At 71.7% G+C, this 15765-nt stretch carries 13 protein-coding genes and 1 pseudogene; 8 read left to right on the forward strand and 6 right to left on the reverse strand.

Annotated elements, in window-relative coordinates; all coding sequences use genetic code 11:
* Positions 1 to 30: 30 nt before the first annotated feature.
* From araD to OHB41_RS13520, 4 genes and pseudogenes are all read right to left on the reverse strand, one after another.
* A complete protein-coding gene (araD, locus tag OHB41_RS13505) occupies positions 31 to 1779 on the reverse strand; it encodes an L-arabinonate dehydratase (protein WP_266698262.1) in 1749 nt (582 codons plus the stop codon).
* Positions 1767 to 2675: a dihydrodipicolinate synthase family protein gene (locus tag OHB41_RS13510; RefSeq protein WP_266698263.1), complete on the reverse strand. Its 909-nt coding sequence runs from the start codon at positions 2673 to 2675 to the stop codon at positions 1767 to 1769. The genes araD and OHB41_RS13510 overlap by 13 nt, the downstream gene beginning before the upstream one ends.
* Positions 2672 to 3328 carry a GntR family transcriptional regulator gene (locus OHB41_RS13515; RefSeq protein ID WP_266698264.1) on the reverse strand — a complete coding sequence of 219 codons (657 nt, stop codon included), beginning with the start codon at positions 3326 to 3328 and terminating at the stop codon, positions 2672 to 2674. The genes OHB41_RS13510 and OHB41_RS13515 overlap by 4 nt, the downstream gene beginning before the upstream one ends.
* A 194-nt stretch (positions 3329 to 3522) precedes the next feature.
* Positions 3523 to 4058: pseudogene (locus tag OHB41_RS13520) on the reverse strand (TIGR03086 family metal-binding protein).
* A gap of 159 nt (positions 4059 to 4217) precedes the next feature.
* On the opposite strand from OHB41_RS13520, the gene OHB41_RS13525 reads away from it, so the two are divergent.
* Entirely contained in the window at positions 4218 to 5393 is a 1176-nt protein-coding gene (locus OHB41_RS13525; protein WP_266698265.1) for an MFS transporter, read from the forward strand.
* 262 nt (positions 5394 to 5655) lie between these two features.
* On the opposite strand, the gene OHB41_RS13530 is transcribed toward OHB41_RS13525, so the two are convergent.
* Complete coding sequence (locus OHB41_RS13530; protein ID WP_266698266.1) at positions 5656 to 6828, reverse strand: hypothetical protein; 1173 nt, start codon at positions 6826 to 6828, stop codon at positions 5656 to 5658.
* Positions 6825 to 7778 (reverse strand): 5-dehydro-4-deoxyglucarate dehydratase, encoded by a 954-nt coding sequence (locus OHB41_RS13535; RefSeq protein ID WP_266698267.1) that lies wholly within the window; start codon positions 7776 to 7778, stop codon positions 6825 to 6827. Before OHB41_RS13535 ends, OHB41_RS13530 begins: the two co-directional genes overlap by 4 nt.
* Positions 7779 to 8031: 253 nt before the next feature.
* Here OHB41_RS13535 and OHB41_RS13540 point away from each other — a divergent pair, with 253 nt between their 5' ends.
* From OHB41_RS13540 to OHB41_RS13570, 7 genes are all read left to right on the forward strand, one after another.
* Positions 8032 to 8856 carry an NAD-dependent epimerase/dehydratase family protein gene (locus OHB41_RS13540; RefSeq protein WP_266698268.1) on the forward strand — a complete coding sequence of 275 codons (825 nt, stop codon included), beginning with the start codon at positions 8032 to 8034 and terminating at the stop codon, positions 8854 to 8856.
* Positions 8857 to 9116: 260 nt separating this feature from the next.
* Complete coding sequence (locus tag OHB41_RS13545) at positions 9117 to 9887, forward strand: DeoR/GlpR family DNA-binding transcription regulator (protein WP_266698269.1); 771 nt, start codon at positions 9117 to 9119, stop codon at positions 9885 to 9887.
* Between the two features lie 167 nt (positions 9888 to 10054).
* Positions 10055 to 11425, forward strand: a complete 1371-nt coding sequence (locus tag OHB41_RS13550; RefSeq protein WP_266698270.1) for an ABC transporter substrate-binding protein — start codon at positions 10055 to 10057, stop codon at positions 11423 to 11425.
* Positions 11422 to 12360 carry a carbohydrate ABC transporter permease gene (locus OHB41_RS13555; protein WP_266698272.1) on the forward strand — a complete coding sequence of 313 codons (939 nt, stop codon included), beginning with the start codon at positions 11422 to 11424 and terminating at the stop codon, positions 12358 to 12360. The genes OHB41_RS13550 and OHB41_RS13555 overlap by 4 nt, the downstream gene beginning before the upstream one ends.
* Complete coding sequence (locus tag OHB41_RS13560) at positions 12357 to 13208, forward strand: carbohydrate ABC transporter permease (RefSeq protein WP_266698274.1); 852 nt, start codon at positions 12357 to 12359, stop codon at positions 13206 to 13208. The genes OHB41_RS13555 and OHB41_RS13560 overlap by 4 nt, the downstream gene beginning before the upstream one ends.
* Positions 13205 to 14194, forward strand: a complete 990-nt coding sequence (locus tag OHB41_RS13565; protein WP_266698276.1) for a zinc-dependent alcohol dehydrogenase family protein — start codon at positions 13205 to 13207, stop codon at positions 14192 to 14194. Before OHB41_RS13560 ends, OHB41_RS13565 begins: the two co-directional genes overlap by 4 nt.
* Before the next feature lie 339 nt (positions 14195 to 14533).
* A complete protein-coding gene (locus OHB41_RS13570; RefSeq protein ID WP_266698277.1) occupies positions 14534 to 15724 on the forward strand; it encodes a TerD family protein in 1191 nt (396 codons plus the stop codon).
* The last annotated feature ends 41 nt before the right edge of the window (positions 15725 to 15765 follow it).

Genomic DNA, 15765 nt, shown 5'->3' on the forward strand with positions numbered 1-15765 from the left:
GGCCAGGCGTGCGATCCTCGCGGACCGCCCTCACCCGGCGTACGGATCCGGCACTTTGCCCGGCCGGGCCAGGAACGCGAAGTCGCAGCCGGTGTCGGCCTGGGTGATCTGCTCGTTGTAGAGCGCCCCGTAGCCGCGCTCGTACCGCTCGGGCGGCGCCGTCCACAGCGCCCTGCGCCGCTCCAGCTCCGCGTCGTCCACGTCGAGCCGGAGCGATCGCGCCTCGACGTCCAGAGTGATCGTGTCGCCGGTCCGCACCAGGGCGAGCGGGCCGCCGATGTGCGACTCGGGCGCCACGTGCAGCACACAGGTGCCGTAACTCGTGCCGCTCATCCGGGCGTCGGAGATCCGGACCATGTCCCGCACGCCCTGCTTCAGCAGATGGTCGGGGATGGGCAGCATGCCGTACTCGGGCATGCCCGGACCGCCCTTGGGGCCGGAGCCGCGCAGCACCAGCACACTGTCCGCCGTGATGCCGAGGGACGGGTCGTCGATGGTCCGCTGCATCGTCCGGTAGTCGTCGAAGACGACCGCGGGCCCGGTGTGCTTGAGCAGTCGCGGCTCGGCGGCGATGTGCTTGATGACCGCGCCGTCGGGGCAGAGGTTGCCGCGCAGGACGGCGACACCTCCCTCGGCGGCGACGGGGTTCTCCCGCGGGCGGATGACGTCGTCGTTGTGCACCCGGGCGGTGGCCAGCTGCTCGCGCAGGGTGTCGTACGACACCGTCGGCCGGTCCAGGTGCAGCAGGTCCGTGATCCGTGACAGGAACCCGGGCAGACCGCCGGCGAAGTGGAAGTCCTCCATCAGGTACGTCCGGCCGCCGGGCCGTACGTTGGCGAGCACCGGCACGGTCCGCGCGATCCGGTCGAAGTCGTCGAGCGTGAGGGTGACGCCCGCCCGTCCGGCCATGGCGATCAGGTGGATGACGGCGTTGGTGGAGCCGCCGAGTCCGAGGACGGTCGTCACGGCGTCGGCGAAGGCCTCCTCGGTGAGGATGTCGGACAGCTTCCGGTCCCGGTGCACGAGGTCGACGATCCGCAGGCCCGCGGCGGCCGCCATCCGGTCGTGGCCGGAGTCGACGGCGGGGATGCTGGACGCGCCCGGGACCGTCACCCCGAGCGCCTCGGCGGCGGCGGTGAGCGTGGACGCCGTCCCCATGGTCATGCAGTGCCCGGGGGACCGCGCGAGCCCGCTCTCCAGTTCGGTCATCTCGCAGTCGCCGATGAGTCCGGCGCGCTTGTCGTCCCAGTACTTCCACATGTCGGTTCCGGAACCGAGGACCTCGTCGCGCCAGTGACCGGGCAGCATCGGCCCGGCGGGCACGAAGACGGCCGGCAGGTCGGCGGAGGCCGCGCCCATCAGCAGCGCGGGGGTGGACTTGTCGCAGCCGCCCATCAGCACCGCACCGTCCACGGGGTAGGAGCGCAGCAGCTCCTCCGTCTCCAGCGCGAGCAGGTTGCGGTAGAGCATCGGGGTCGGCTTCTGGAAGGTCTCGCTGAGGGTGGAGACCGGGAACTCCAGCGGGAAGCCCCCGGCCTGCCACACGCCCCGCTTCACGGCCTGCGCCCGGTCCCGGAGGTGGACGTGGCACGGGTTGATGTCGGACCAGGTGTTCAGGATCGCGATGACCGGCTTGCCGAGGTGCTCCTCGGGCAGATAGCCGAGCTGGCGGGTCCTGGCCCGGTGGCTGAAGGAGCGCAGCCCGTCGGTGCCGTACCACTGGTGGCTCCTGAGGTCCTCCGGGCGCCTCGTCTCCCGTCCCGTGTTCACAGGGGCCATCCCGCGGCGATCCCGGCGACTTCCGACCGCTCGGACTCGGACAGCTCCCTGCTCGGCGGGCGCACCTCGCGCCGGCACAGACCGAGCGAGGCGAGCGCCTCCTTGACCACGGTCACGTTGTTGGCGGAGGCGTCGGCGGCGCGCAGTTCCTCGAAGCGGCGGATCTGCTCCCAGACCTTCATGGCGGCCGGGTAGTCACCGGAGCGGAGCGCCTCGATCATGTTGAGCGAGAGGGACGGGGCGACGTTCACCAGGCCGGAGGTGAAGCCGGTGGCGCCCGCCGAGAAGTAGGAGGGCGCGTAGGGCTCGGCGAGCCCCGCCACCCAGACGAACCGTTCGAGTCCCGCGTCCCGGGCGAAGGCGGCGAAGCGGGCGGCGTCCGGGACCGCGTACTTCACGCCGATCACGTTCGGGCAGAGGTCGGCGAGTTCGGCGAGCCGGGCCCCCGGGAGCCGGGGGTTGCGGATGTAGGGCACGACCCCGAGCTCCGGCACGGACTCGGCGACGGCCCGGTGGTAGTCGAGCCAGCCGCCCTCCGAGACGTAGGGGTGGACGGGCTGATGGACCATCACCATCCGTGCCCCGAGTGCGCGGGCGTACCGGGCGGAGGCGACGGCGGTCGGTACGTCGTGGCCGACCCCGACCAGGACGGCGGCCCGGTCCCCCGCCTCCTCGATGGTCAACTCCGTGACGAGCTGCCGCTCTTCGGGGGTCAGGGCGTAGAACTCGCCGGTGTTGCCGTTGGGTGTGAGGGTGCGGACCCCGCCGTCGAGCAGCCGGCGCAGCAGCGCCCGGTGGGTGTCGCGGTCGATCGTCCCGTCCTCCGAGAAGGGGGTCACGGGGATCGCCACGACCTCGGCGAGTGCCGCCCGCTGGGTCTCGTACGTCGCTGTCATTCCGGTCCGTCCTCCTCCCGGGCCGGGGGGAAGGCCCGTTGCACGAACGACGCGATGTGGGCGTGCAGCGCGCGGGCCGCGCCGTCGGCGTCGTCGTCGAGGGCCAGGCGCAGGATCTCCCGGTGCTCGCCGGCCTCGCGCTCCCAGGACGGGTCGGCGGCCCAGGCGACCGCGGAGACCAGGGCGGCCTGGTCGCGGACCTCGTCGAGCATGCGACCCAGCAGCGGGTTGCCGCAGGACACGTACAGGGCGCGGTGGAACTCCCGGTTGGCCAGGGAGCGTTCGGCGGTGTCGGTGGCGTCGTCGGCACGGGTGAGCGCGTCCCGCGCGGCGGCGAGCGAGGCTCCGCGCAGGACGGACCGGCGCAGCGCCTCCGGCTCCAGCAGCAGCCGGACGTCGTACACCTCGCGCGCCATGTCCGCGTCCACCATGCGCACCGTGACGCCCTTGTACTGGTTCATGACGACGAGTCCGGTACCGGCCAGGGTCTTGAGCGCCTCGCGCACGGGAGTCTTCGACACCCCGAACTGCGCGGCGAGCTCGCTCTCGACCAGGGCCTGACCCGGCGTCAACTGCCCGGTGAGGATGCGGTGTTTGATCCCCTCCAGCACGAACTGCGTGCGGGACGGTATCGGTGTGGGCACAGAGGTCATGCGCGCCTCTCGGATCTCACGTATCGGATCTCACGTATCGCGTCTCATATATGACGTACGAAGTACGACGCGACGAACGTAGGAGCGCGCTCGTGTTTCGTCAACGCTTCGGACAGAAGAGAGGGCGGCGAATCGCGGAAGGGCCCGGTCCGAAGCCCGCAACGGGGCTTCGGACCGGGCCCTTCCAGGGTGTGCTAGTACTTCCAGCCCGGGTCGCGGCCGCTGAGCGCGATCACACGGTCCAGCAACGGCGCGTCGTCCGGGACGGGCACCACGGGGCCGAACAGGCCGCCGCCCCGGCCGGGTCGGGCTCGTACTCCTGGCCGGTGGCGCGGGCCAGATCCCAGCCGTGCACGACGAGTTCGTCGGCGACCACGGCGCCGGCGACGGGGCCCGGCAGGGACACCCCGCCCGCTCGGGTCTCCCCCGCCCAGGCGGCCGGGTCGCGCCAGACCTCCACGAGTTCGTCGAGTGCCTTCGGCAGGGTCTCGCGCCAGTCCGGGGCGATGTCCGGCACGGCCGTGTCCGGGCTCGTGTCGGTCCTGGCACCCAGGTTCTTGCGCCCGGCGTCACAGAAGGCGACGGCCAGTCCGCCCAGATGCCCGAGCAGGTGGCGCACCGCGTACGCCGGACAGGGGGTGATGTCCTCGAGCTGCCGTTCCGTCACCCCCGCGGTGAGTCGCGCCACGATCAGGGCCTGCGGCCCGAGGTCGAGAGTCGGGTCGGTCATCGGCTGCTCCTCGGTTCAGAATCCTCACAGTGTCCGCTCACGGGGTAGACCGGGGACGCGCCGAGAACTCATCGGTGCGGCGCCCGCGGGACGGAGCGCGCCGGTCTAGGGCACCTGCCCGATCCCCGCCGGCCCCCCTTAGGACCACGATCACCTGTCATGACATGGACAGTGACGCGTGTGCTGCGGGACCGCGACGCGGGCCTCTATCTGACCGCGGTGGTGGTCTCCGGCTTCGGCTCCTCGGCGATGTGGCTGGTGTCGGGCATCTGGGTCAAGGACCTGACGGGCTCGAACGGTCTGGCGGCCCTGTGTGTGTTCGCGCTCTGGGCCCCCGTGCTCGCCGGCCCCCTCCTGGGCACGTTCGCGGACCGCACCCGCCGCCGGCCCCTGCTGATCGGCACGAACCTGGCACTGGCGGTGCTCCTGCCGACCCTCCTCGCCGTGGACGCCCCGGGCCGGCTGTGGATCCTGTTCGCCGTGCTCCTGGTCTACGGCGCGGCGGGCGTCGTCCACGACGCCGCCGAGTCCGCGCTGGTGGCCGCGGCGGTCGACCGGAGCCTCCTGGGGGACTTCAACGGGCTGCGCATGACGGCCAACGAGGGCATGAAGCTGGTGGCGCCGCTGGCCGGGGCGGCCCTGTACGCGGCGTACGGCGGCGCGCGGGTCGCGCTCCTCGACGCGGTGACGTTCGCCCTGGCGGCCGGGGTGTGCGCGCTGCTGCGGGTCCGGGAGGCGCCGCCCGCCCCGGACACCGCGGCCTGGCGGTCCCGGACGGCCGCGGGCGCACGGTACGTCCTCGGGCACCCGGAACTCCGGCCGCTGGTCCTGGCCGGCGGTACGACGATGCTCTTCGCGGGTGTCAACGGCGCCCTGATCTACGCCGTCGTCGAGGGACTTGGCCACTCCCCCGCGTACGCCGGGCTCCTCTACGCCGTCCAGGGCGCCGGGTCGGTGCTGATCGGCCTGGTCTCGGGCCCGCTGCTGCGGCGGTTGGGGGAACGTCGTTTCGCCGCGTACGGGATCGCGCTGACCGCGGTGGGGGCCGGGGCGCGTGCGGTGACGTCCGACGGGGTGGCCCTGGTGTGCAGTGCCGCGATCGGGGCCGGGCTTCCCTGTGTGCTGATCGCCGCGTACACCGCCGTGCAGCGTGAGACGCCGGGACCGCTGCTCGGGCGTACCGCCGCCACCGCGAACACCCTGATGTTCGTGCCGAACGCGCTCGGACTGGCGGTCGGGGCGGGGGTGGTCGAGCTGGTCGACCACCGTCTCCTGCTCCCGGTGCTGGCGCTCGCCCGCCTGCTGACGCTCCGGCCTCTGCTGACCCGGCGCTGAACCTGCCGTCGCCTCGGGGGCCGCGTCCCCGACCCGAACCCCCGCATCGGCCTGAACGGCCTCGTCCTCGAACGCCGGACGGGCTGAAGATCCCGACCCGCGCCGAATACGCCGGGCACGGGCCGCGCACCCGGCGGGCGCGAGGAACCGCGCGACCAGCCCCCACCCACCGCACCCGGACACGCCGGGCACGGGCCACGCCCTCGAGGGGCGCGGGGAACCGCGCGACCGGACCCCGCTCAGCCGCACTCGAAGAACCGCCTCAGGACGCGTCCCCCAGCGCCCCCCGCACCGCCTCCAGATCCCCCTCCGAGGCCAACCCCGCGTGATACAGCCGAAGCTCCCCCGCACCCAGCGAAGCCGCCCGCGCCGCGTCGGCCGCGAGCGTGCCCGGACTGCCTCCCATGCCCGACACGACCGTGAAGTTGGCGGCCAGTACCGCCTCGTCCCGCCCCTGTCGCGCGAACGGAGTCAGCAGTTCCGTACCACCGGTGCAGGGCACCACCACCCCGTCCGCCACGGAGAGGATGTGCGCGGGATCGACCCCGGCGTTCGCCCCGCAGTAGAACGACACGGGGTCGGCGTGCAGGAGCACCTGGAACCCGTCGGGCGCGGCCGCCCGTACCGCCGCGACCGTGGTCTCCTGGAGGGAGCGGGCCACCCCGTCGCGCCACGCGCGCGTGGCGCCCGCCACCTCGCCGCCGAGCAGTTTCTCGATCGCCGGCCAGCCCCCGTCCGACGGCACGGCCCCCCGCCACACGGGCTCCAGGGCCTCCCGTACGGTGGCCGCCACCTCGCCGCCGTCGAGCCCGTGCCCCGCGTACCCGTCCCGGCACGCCGGGCAGAAGCACAGCGACATCAGGTACTGCCCGGCGTCCCCGAGTCCCACCCCGCCGATCTTGTCGTGCGCGTGCAGATGCGCCATGCCGTACCACCCGAGGGACTCCAGCTCGGTGCCCCGCGCCCCGGGCCGCACCGCCGCCTCCACCGCGAGGTCGACGAGGTACTCCCGCGTGCCGGCCTGCGCGACACACGGCGCCCACCCGTACCGGTCGCCGTACGCGTTGACGACGGACGTGGCCGGATGCTCGGCCCCCAGGCGGGAGTTGTGCGCGAGGACCACCCATGTGTGGACGTCGAGACCGGCCTCGGCGAGCGCGGCGGCCGCCGTCCCGTACGCGTCCCCGGGCGCCCAGTCCCCGGCCTCGTACGGCCGCAGGGCGCGCCCGGCCCATCGCGCGCCGTCCACCGGGTACAGGACGGCCGCGTGCGACGCCGTCACGATGCGGTGCCGGGGGTGACGAGGGGTCAGCGCACGGGTGGAGTGGTAAGCGGAGGCGAGCGTCGCCTGCCGCACCCCGAGCCCGGCGATCCGCCCGGCCGCCGCCGGGTCCCCGACGACGTCCCACGGATAGACGAAGGCCGACGCCTTCACCGGCTCTCCCCCTCGACCGGCTCCAGCAGCGCGTACCCGCGCTCGACCAGCTCGGCGAGCTGCTTCACGTGGTCCTCGGTCGGTTCGTGCAGCGGCGGCCGCACCTCCCCCACGTCCAGGCCGCGCAGCCGTACCCCCGCCTTGACCAGCGACACGGCGTAGCCGCGCCCCTGGGCCCGCAGATCGACGAACGGCCGGTAGAACCCGTCCAGCAGGCGGTTCACCATGTCGTCGGCCCCGGCGTTCAGCGCGGCGTGGAAGGCCAGCGCGATCTCGGGCGCGAAGCAGAAGACCGCGGACGAGTACAGCGTGATGCCGATGCCGCGGTACGCGAGGCCCGTCAGTTCCGCGGTGGGCAGCCCGTTGAAGTACAGGAAGTCGCCGGGGAACTCGCTGCGCACCGCGCTGACGATGCGCTGCATCAGGTCCAGGTCGCCCAGCCCGTCCTTGAAACCGATGATCCCCTCGGTCCGGGCCAGTTCGACCACGGTGGCGGGCGTGAACACGGCGTTGTCGCGCTGGTACACCACGACGTCCAGCGAGGTGGCGGCGGCCAGGTCCCGGTAGTGGCGCAGCAGCCCCTCCTGTCCCGCGACCACGAGGTACGGCGGCATCGCGAGCAGCCCGTCGGCCCCGGCCTCCTCGGCGAGCCGCGCGAACCGTACGGCGAGCGCGGTCCCATACCCCGCGCCCGCGACGACCGGTACCCGTCCCGCGGCCTCCTCCACGGCCGCCCGCACGCACTCCTGGAACTCCTCGGGCGCGAGCGCGTGGAACTCGCCGGTGCCGCAGCAGGCGAAGACCGCGGCGGCGCCGGCCTCGACGCCGCGCCGTACGTGCTCGCGGTACACGTCGAGATCGAGGGCCCCGTCGGGGCCGTACGCCGTGACGGGGAAGAACAGCGGCCCGCTGGGGATGCTGAGCCGAGCGGCAAGGGGGGCTGACGTCACGGACTCTCCCTGAGACAGATGCTCACGCACGCGACAGCGGGTGCATGTTTCTGATCCACGTCCATATTTCTGAACGCGACCACGCTAAAGCGCGACCTTGGGGCCGGTCAAGCGCGCAAACCCGCAACACGGCAGCGGATTGACCGCCTCCGCGCGACACTTGACTCGACAGGCGGGCGATCCTTAGCGTGTCCATGGATGTGAATGCCGTACAAGCATACGGCCGCTCGCGTGGCCCTGAGGAGACACCCGCATGCCCGCTCCCCGCACCGTTCTGCTCACCGGCGCCGCCGGCGGACTCGGCACCCTGATGCGGGGGCTGCTGCCCGGGCACGGCCACCGGCTGCGCCTGCTCGACCTGCTCCCCGTCGAGGGCGAGCCGGACGCGATCACCGCGGACCTGGCCGACCGGGCCGCGCTGCGCGAGGCGGTACGCGGAGTCGACGCGATCATCCACCTCGCCGGCATCTCCCTGGAAGCCTCCTTCGACAAGATCCTCAAGGCGAACATCGAGGGGACCTACAACCTGTACGAGGCGGCGCGCGAGGAGGGGGTACGACGGGTCGTCTTCGCCTCCTCCAACCACGCGGTCGGCTTCACTCCGCGCCCGCGGGGGGACGCCCCGTTCGGTGCGGACTCCCTCATCCCCGTCGACACCCCCCGCCGGCCGGACACCTTCTACGGCCTGTCGAAGTCCTTCGGCGAGGACCTGGCCCAGTTCTACTGGGACAAGCACGGCCTGGAGACGGTCTCGGTCCGCATCGGCTCCTGCTTCGCGGAGCCCACCAGCGTGCGCATGCTCTCCGTGTGGATGAGCCCCGAGGACGGTGCCCGCCTCTTCCACGCGGCGCTCACCGCCGAGAACGTGGGCCACACGGTCGTCTACGGCTCGTCCGCCAACACCCGTCTGTGGTGGGACCTGTCGACGGCACGGGCACTGGGCTACGAGCCGCAGGACGACTCCGAGCCGTACGCCGAGAAGCTCATCGCCGAGCAGGGCGAGCTCGACCCGGACAATCCGGACCACGCCCATCTGGGCGGCCACTTCACCACGCACCCGCCGATCTGGCCGTACTGACGGCGCGGCACGGGCACGACCGAGCGGGCGGGCACCGAACGGGCCCGCCCGCCGCCGTGTTCGGACACGAACCCTGCCCGATCCCACCCCCGCAACGACTCCACCCCAGGTCCGGAGCGCTCCCCCGTGCCGCCGAACGGGCACAGCCGGGCATCATCGGGCGTGCAACAGGCCTGGTCAGTGCCGCGCGCCCGCTGTAGAACTTCCTCCAAGGCCCGACCGGGCCCGAACGGGCAGCGAGGACAGGACGCGGGAAGCGGGTGCCGGCCATGAGCGCGGAAGAACGTCAGCGGGAGATCGTCCGAGCAGCCCGCCGTACGGGTTCGGTCGACGTCACCGCGCTCGCCGCCGAACTGGGCGTCGCCAAGGAGACCGTACGACGCGACCTGCGCGCCCTGGAGGACCACGGTCTGGTACGCCGCACCCACGGCGGCGCCTATCCCGTCGAGAGCGCCGGGTTCGAGACGACGCTCGCCTTCCGCGCCACCAGCCACGTACCCGAGAAACGGCGGATCGCCGCCGCCGCGGCCGAACTGCTCGGGGACGCCGAGACGGTCTTCGTCGACGAGGGCTTCACCCCCCAGCTCATCGCCGAGGCCCTGCCCCACGACCGGCCGCTGACCGTGGTCACCGCGTCACTCGCCACCGCGGGCGCGCTCGCCGAGGCCGACAACACCAGCGTCCTGCTGCTCGGCGGCCGGGTACGCCCCGGCACTCTCGCCACCGTGGACCACTGGACGACGAAGATGCTCGCCGGCTTCGTCATCGACCTGGCCTACATCGGCGCCAACGGCATCTCCCGCGAACACGGCCTCACCACCCCCGACCCGGCGGTCAGCGAGGTCAAGGCCCAGGCGATCCGGGCCTCGCGGCGCACCGTCTTCGCCGGCGTGCACACCAAGTTCGGGGCGGTCAGCTTCTGCCGCTTCGCGGAGGTCACCGCCCTGGAGACGATCGTCACGAGCACCCTGCTCCCGACAGCCGAAGCCCACCGCTACTCCTTGCAGGGACCCCAGGTCATACGCGTCTGAACAACCGAACCACCCCCTCGCACCGCGTCCGACATCCCCGCCCACCGTTCCCGTCCCCACTCACCCCTCCCCACCCCCACCCCCACCCCCGTCTCCCGTCACCCTCCCCAGGGGCACCCCCACACCCGGTAGCGCCCCAAATCTCCCTATAAGTCCAGGAGTGATCCATGCGAACCCCGAGCCGACGGAGGCCGCGCGCGCTGCTCGCCGCGGTCGCCGCAGGGACGCTGCTCACCCCGCTGCTCTCCGGGTGTTGGACCGGAGCGGGCGGGGCGGGCTCCGGCGGCGACTCCATCAACGTCCTGATGGTCAACAACCCCCAGATGGTGGAACTGCAGAAACTCACCAAGGCCCACTTCACCAAGGAGACCGGCATCAAGGTGAACTTCACCGTGCTGCCGGAGAACGACGTCCGTGACAAGATCAGCCAGGACTTCGCCAACCAGGCGGGCCAGTACGACGTGGCCACGCTCTCCAACTACGAGATACCGATCTACGCCAGGAACGGCTGGCTGCACGAGATGGACTCCTACGTCCGCCAGGACAGCGGCTACGACGAGCAGGACATCCTCGCGCCCATGCGGCAGTCCCTGACGGCCGACGACGGCAAGCTCTACGGGCAGCCCTTCTACGGCGAGTCGTCCTTCCTGATGTACCGCAAGGACGTGTTCGCCGCGAAGGGCCTGACCATGCCCGCGCATCCCACCTGGGACCAGGTGGCACGACTGGCCGCCCAGGCCGACGGCGCCCAGTCCGGCATGAAGGGCATCTGCCTGCGCGGCCTGCCCGGCTGGGGCGAGCTGATGGCCCCCCTGACGACCGTCGTGAACACCTTCGGCGGCACCTGGTTCGACAAGGACTGGAAGGCGCGCCTCGACTCCCCCGAGTTCGAGAAGGCGACGAAGTTCTACGTGGACCTGGTCCGCAAGCACGGCGAGTCCGGCGCCGCCCAGTCCGGCTTCGCCGAGTGCCTCAACACCATCACCCAGGGCAAGGTCGCCATGTGGTACGACGCCACCTCCGCGGCCGGTTCCCTGGAGGCGTCCGACTCCCCCGTCAAGGGCAAGATGGGCTACGTACCGGCGCCCGTGGAGAAGACCGAGTCGTCCGGCTGGCTCTACACCTGGGCCTGGGGCCTCCAGAAGGCCTCCCACAACTCCGACAAGGCCTGGAAGTTCATCTCCTGGGCCTCCAGCAAGCAGTACGAGCAGCTGGTCGGGGACACCATCGGCTGGTCCAACGTGCCGGCCGGCAAACGCGCCTCGACCTACACCAACGCCGCGTACACCAAGGAGGCCTCGGCCTTCCAGGAGATGACCCGCGCGGCCATCGAGGGCGCCCGTCCCCGCGACCCGGGAGTTCAGCCGCGGCCCGCGCCCGGCATCCAGTTCGTCGGCATCCCCGAGTTCACCGATCTCGGCACCAAGGTCTCGCAGGAGATCAGCGCGGCCATCGCCGGACGCCAGTCCGTCGACTCGGCCCTGGAGAAGTCCCAGAAACTCGCCGAGAAGATCTCCAAGGAGTACGAGGGACGATGACCGCCACGACGACAGCCCCCCTGGCCACCGCTCCCGCCCGCGCGGCCCGGCCGCCCTCCGGCCGCCTGCGCGCCTGGGCCACCCGCGCCCCCCTCCTGCCCGCCCTGATCTTCATGATCGCCGTGACCCAGCTCCCGTTCGTGGCCACGCTGGTGATCTCCTTCTTCGACTGGAACTCCCTCTATCCGAAGGCCCGTCACTTCACCGGTCTGTCCAACTACTCGGACGTGCTCACCGATCCGGACCTGCGCCACTCGGTCTGGACGACGATCCTCCTGACCGCGGCCGTGGTCCTGGTCAGCCTGGTCCTCGGCCTCGCCCTCGCGCTGCTCCTGGACCGCAGGTTCCGGGGGCGGGGGGTGGTGCGCACGCTCCTGATCGCGCCGTTCCTGGTGGTCCCGGTCGCCGCGGCCCTGCTCTGGAAGCACGTGCTCTACAACCCTGAGTACGGTCTCCTCAATGGTCTGCTGCACTATGTGGGCGGACCCCAGCCGGACTGGATCTCGAACACCCCGCTGCTGGCCGTCGAGGCCTCCCTCGTCTGGCAGTGGACGCCCTTCATGATGCTGATCCTGCTGGCGGGCCTGCAGAGCCGCGACCAGCAGCAGATCGAGGCCGCCCGGGTGGACGGCGCGAGCGACTGGCAGGTCTTCCGCCACCTCACGCTCCCGCACCTGCGCCGCTACCTCGAACTCGGCGCCCTGCTGGGCTCGATCTACATCGTCCAGAACTTCGACGCCGTCTTCACGATCACCTCCGGCGGCCTCGGCACCGCCAACCTGCCCTACACCGTCTACCAGAGCTTCTACCAGGCCCATGAGAACGGCCTGGCCTCGGCCGCCGGGGTCCTGGTCGTCATCGGTTCGATCATCATCGCGACCTTCGCGCTGCGCGTGGTCTCGTCCCTGTTCCGCGAGGAGGTGTCCCGCGCATGAGCACCACCACGATCCGCGTACGTCCCCGGCGCACCCGGGGAACGGGCCTCGGCCTGCTGGCCTGGGTACTCGGTGTGCTGTTCTTCCTGCCCATCGCCTGGATGGCCCTGACGTCGTTCCACTCGGAGGCGGACGCGGCGACCAACCCGCCGTCCTTCGGCGCCGCCCTCACCCTCGACGGCTACCGCGACTTCTTCGGCACGGGCGGCGGCGCGAGTCCCTGGCCGGCGCTGGTCAACTCGCTGGTGGCCTCCGTGGCCTCCACCCTCTTCGTCCTCCTCCTCGCCCTGCCCGCGGCGTACGCGCTCTCGGTCCGGCCGGTGAAGAAGTGGACGGACGTCCTGTTCTTCTTCCTGTCGACGAAGATGCTGCCGGTGGTGGCGGGCCTGCTGCCCATCTACCTGTTCGCGAAGAACGCCGGGATGCTCGACAACATCTGGCTCCTGGTCATCCTCTACACCTCGATGAACCTGCCGATCGCGGTGTGGATGATGCAGTCGTTCCTCGCCGAGGTGCCGGTGGCGGTGATCGAGGCGGCGCAGATCGACGGCGCGCGGCTGCCCACGATCCTGGCGCGGGTCGTGGCCCCCATCGCCCTGCCGGGCATCGCCGCCACGGCCCTCATCTGCTTCATCTTCAGCTGGAACGAACTGCTGTTCGCCCGAGTCCTGACCGGTGTGGTCGCGGAGACCGCCCCCGTCTTCCTGACCGGCTTCATCACCAGCCAGGGTCTCTTCCTGGCCAAGGTGTGCGCCGCGTCGCTCGTCATCTCCCTGCCGGTGCTCGCCGCGGGGTTCGCCGCCCAGGACAAACTGGTCCAGGGCCTGTCACTGGGAGCCGTGAAATGAAGGCCGCCGTCATCGAGTCCGTGGGCCGCGCCGTCGTCACCGAGGTCCCGGACCCGACGCCCGGCCCGCGCGAGGTCGTCGTCGAGGTCGCCGCGTGCGGGCTGTGCGGCACGGACCTGCACATCCTCCAGGGCGAGTTCGCGCCGAAGCTGCCGATCGTCCCGGGCCACGAGTTCGCCGGCACGGTGGTCGGCGTGGGCACCCAGGTCACGGAGGTCTCGGTCGGCGACCGGGTCGCGGTGGATCCCTCGCTGTACTGCCACGAGTGCCGCTACTGCCGTACGGGCCACAACAACCTCTGCGAGCGCTGGGCCGCGATCGGTGTCACGACGGCGGGCGGGGCCGCGCAGTACGCGACCGCCCCCGTCGCCAACTGCGTCAAGCTGCCCGATCACGTCCGCACCCAGGACGCGGCTCTCGTCGAACCGCTCTCCTGCGCGGTGCGCGGCTACGACGTGCTGAACTCCCGGTTGGGGGCCCATGTCCTGATCTACGGCTCCGGGACGATGGGGCTGATGATGCTGGAACTGGCGAAGCGGACGGGGGCGGCGAGCGTGGACGTGGTGGACGTGAACGCCCAGCGGCTCGCCACGGCCCAGTTGCTGGGGGCGTCCGCGTCGGCGGCGAACGCGGACGAGCTGGACCGGCCGCGGGGGTGGGACGTGGTGATCGACGCGACGGGGAACGCGGCGGCGATCCAGGACGGCCTGGACCGGGTCGCCAAGGCCGGCACCTTCCTCCAGTTCGGGGTCGCCGACTACGCGACGCGGGTCTCGATCGACCCCTATCGCATCTACAACCAGGAGATCACCATCACCGGCTCCATGGCCGTCCTGCACAGCTTCGAACGTGCGGCCGAACTCTTTGCCGGGGGTGTCCTCGATCCGGACGTCTTCATCAGTGACCGCATCCCGCTGGCGGACTATCCCCAGGCGCTGGAACAGTTCGCCGCGGGCGTGGGCAGGAAGATCGTCGTGGTCCCGTAGGGGTTCTCTCACCCCCGTCGCCCCTACCCGCCCCGTCCCTGGGGCTGCCGCCCCCAGACCCCGCCAAGGGGCTCTGCCGTCCCCGGACCCCCGCACCGCCCGAAGGGCTCGCCCTCAAACGCCGGACGGGCTGGGTATTTCAGCCCGTCCGGCGTTTGAGGACAAGGCCCTTGAGGCCGGAGCGGGGGTCCGGGGGCGGCAGCCCCCGGGGACGGGTCGGGTAGGGGCGGCGGGGGCGAGGGAAGCCCCTTTTCTCCGGCCCGCACCCGCCCCGGGCAACTCACCCTTGGGTAAGGGAACGGTAAAGCGCCCCCGGTCGTTACCCCAGTCATGACAGCTATGACCCCTGGCTCGAACATCCCTCTCCCCGTCACCCGCGTGACGGTGGACGTCGCCGCTCCGGTGCGGCTAGACGTGTCGGGCCTGCTGCTCACCGCCGACGGCAAGGTGCGCTCCGACGACGACTTCATCTTCTACAACCAGCCCACCGGCCCCGGCGTGACCTACCGCTCGGGCGGCGGCACCTCCCCGGACGCGATCACGGTCGACACGACCGCGATCCCCCCGGGCATCGAGAAGATCGTCGTCACCGCGAGCCCCGACGCGGCCGGCCAGACCTTCCAGGGCATCGAGCCCACGGCCACCATCCGCAACGCCGACGACAACGCGGTTCTGGCCAGTTTCACCCCGCCCCGGCTCGGCACCGAAACGGCCCTGGTGATCGTCGAGGTCTACCTCCGCAACGGCGCCTGGAAGGCCCGCGCGGTCGGCCAGGGGTACGCGAACGGCCTGGCGGGCATCGCCACGGACTTCGGCGTCACGGTGGAGGAGCCGGCCCCCGCCGCCCCGGCGGCCGCACCGACGCAAGCCCCCGTGACCCCGACCTCCGTGACCCCGCCGGCCCCGGCGGCTCCCCCCGCGCCCGCCGCCCCGCCCGCCGCCCCGCCGTCCGGGAAGATCAACCTCGACAAGGGCCGGGTCAGCCTCCAGAAGAACCAGACCGTCTCCCTGGTCAAGGGCGGCCGCCCGCTGCTCTCCCAGGTCAAGATGGGCCTCGGCTGGGAGCCGGCGTACCGCGGCAAGGACATCGACCTGGACGCCTCGGTCATCGCCTACGGCCCGCAGCGCAACCACATCGACAGCTGCTACTTCGGCAAGCTCTCCATCGTGAACGGCGCGATCAAGCACTCCGGCGACAATCTCACGGGCGAGGGCGGCGGTGACGACGAGGTGATCGTCGTCGACCTCGGCCGGCTGCCGCAGGAGGTCACCGGCCTGGTCTTCACCGTCAACTCCTTCTCCGGCCAGAAGTTCACCGAGGTCGCCAAGGCGTACTGCCGCCTGATCGACGCGGCCAGCGGCGAGGAACTGGTCCGCTTCGACCTCACCAACGCCGAAGCCCAGACCGGCGTGATGATGGCCAAGCTGATCAAGCAGTTCTCCGGCGAGTGGGAGATGACGGCCATGGGCGACTTCGTGAAGTCCCGCACGGTCCGCGGCATGGTGAAGCCAGCAGCCCAGGCTCTCTGAGCCACCAGCCCCCACCACCCCCGCGGCCACCCCGAACGAAA

The sequence above is a fragment of the Streptomyces sp. NBC_01571 genome, assembly GCF_026339875.1.
Taxonomy (GTDB): Bacteria; Actinomycetota; Actinomycetes; order Streptomycetales; family Streptomycetaceae; genus Streptomyces.

Coding starts and splice junctions, on each gene's coding strand:
- OHB41_RS13565 (WP_266698276.1), top strand. CDS start 13,205: ATGAAGGCCGCCGTCATCGAGTCCGTGGGCCGCGCCGTCGTCACCGAG.
- OHB41_RS13515 (WP_266698264.1), bottom strand. CDS start 3,328: ATGACCTCTGTGCCCACACCGATACCGTCCCGCACGCAGTTCGTGCTG.
- araD (WP_266698262.1), bottom strand. CDS start 1,779: ATGGCCCCTGTGAACACGGGACGGGAGACGAGGCGCCCGGAGGACCTC.
- OHB41_RS13550 (WP_266698270.1), top strand. CDS start 10,055: ATGCGAACCCCGAGCCGACGGAGGCCGCGCGCGCTGCTCGCCGCGGTC.
- OHB41_RS13555 (WP_266698272.1), top strand. CDS start 11,422: ATGACCGCCACGACGACAGCCCCCCTGGCCACCGCTCCCGCCCGCGCG.
- OHB41_RS13525 (WP_266698265.1), top strand. CDS start 4,218: ATGACATGGACAGTGACGCGTGTGCTGCGGGACCGCGACGCGGGCCTC.
- OHB41_RS13540 (WP_266698268.1), top strand. CDS start 8,032: ATGCCCGCTCCCCGCACCGTTCTGCTCACCGGCGCCGCCGGCGGACTC.
- OHB41_RS13570 (WP_266698277.1), top strand. CDS start 14,534: ATGACCCCTGGCTCGAACATCCCTCTCCCCGTCACCCGCGTGACGGTG.
- OHB41_RS13510 (WP_266698263.1), bottom strand. CDS start 2,675: ATGACAGCGACGTACGAGACCCAGCGGGCGGCACTCGCCGAGGTCGTG.
- OHB41_RS13560 (WP_266698274.1), top strand. CDS start 12,357: ATGAGCACCACCACGATCCGCGTACGTCCCCGGCGCACCCGGGGAACG.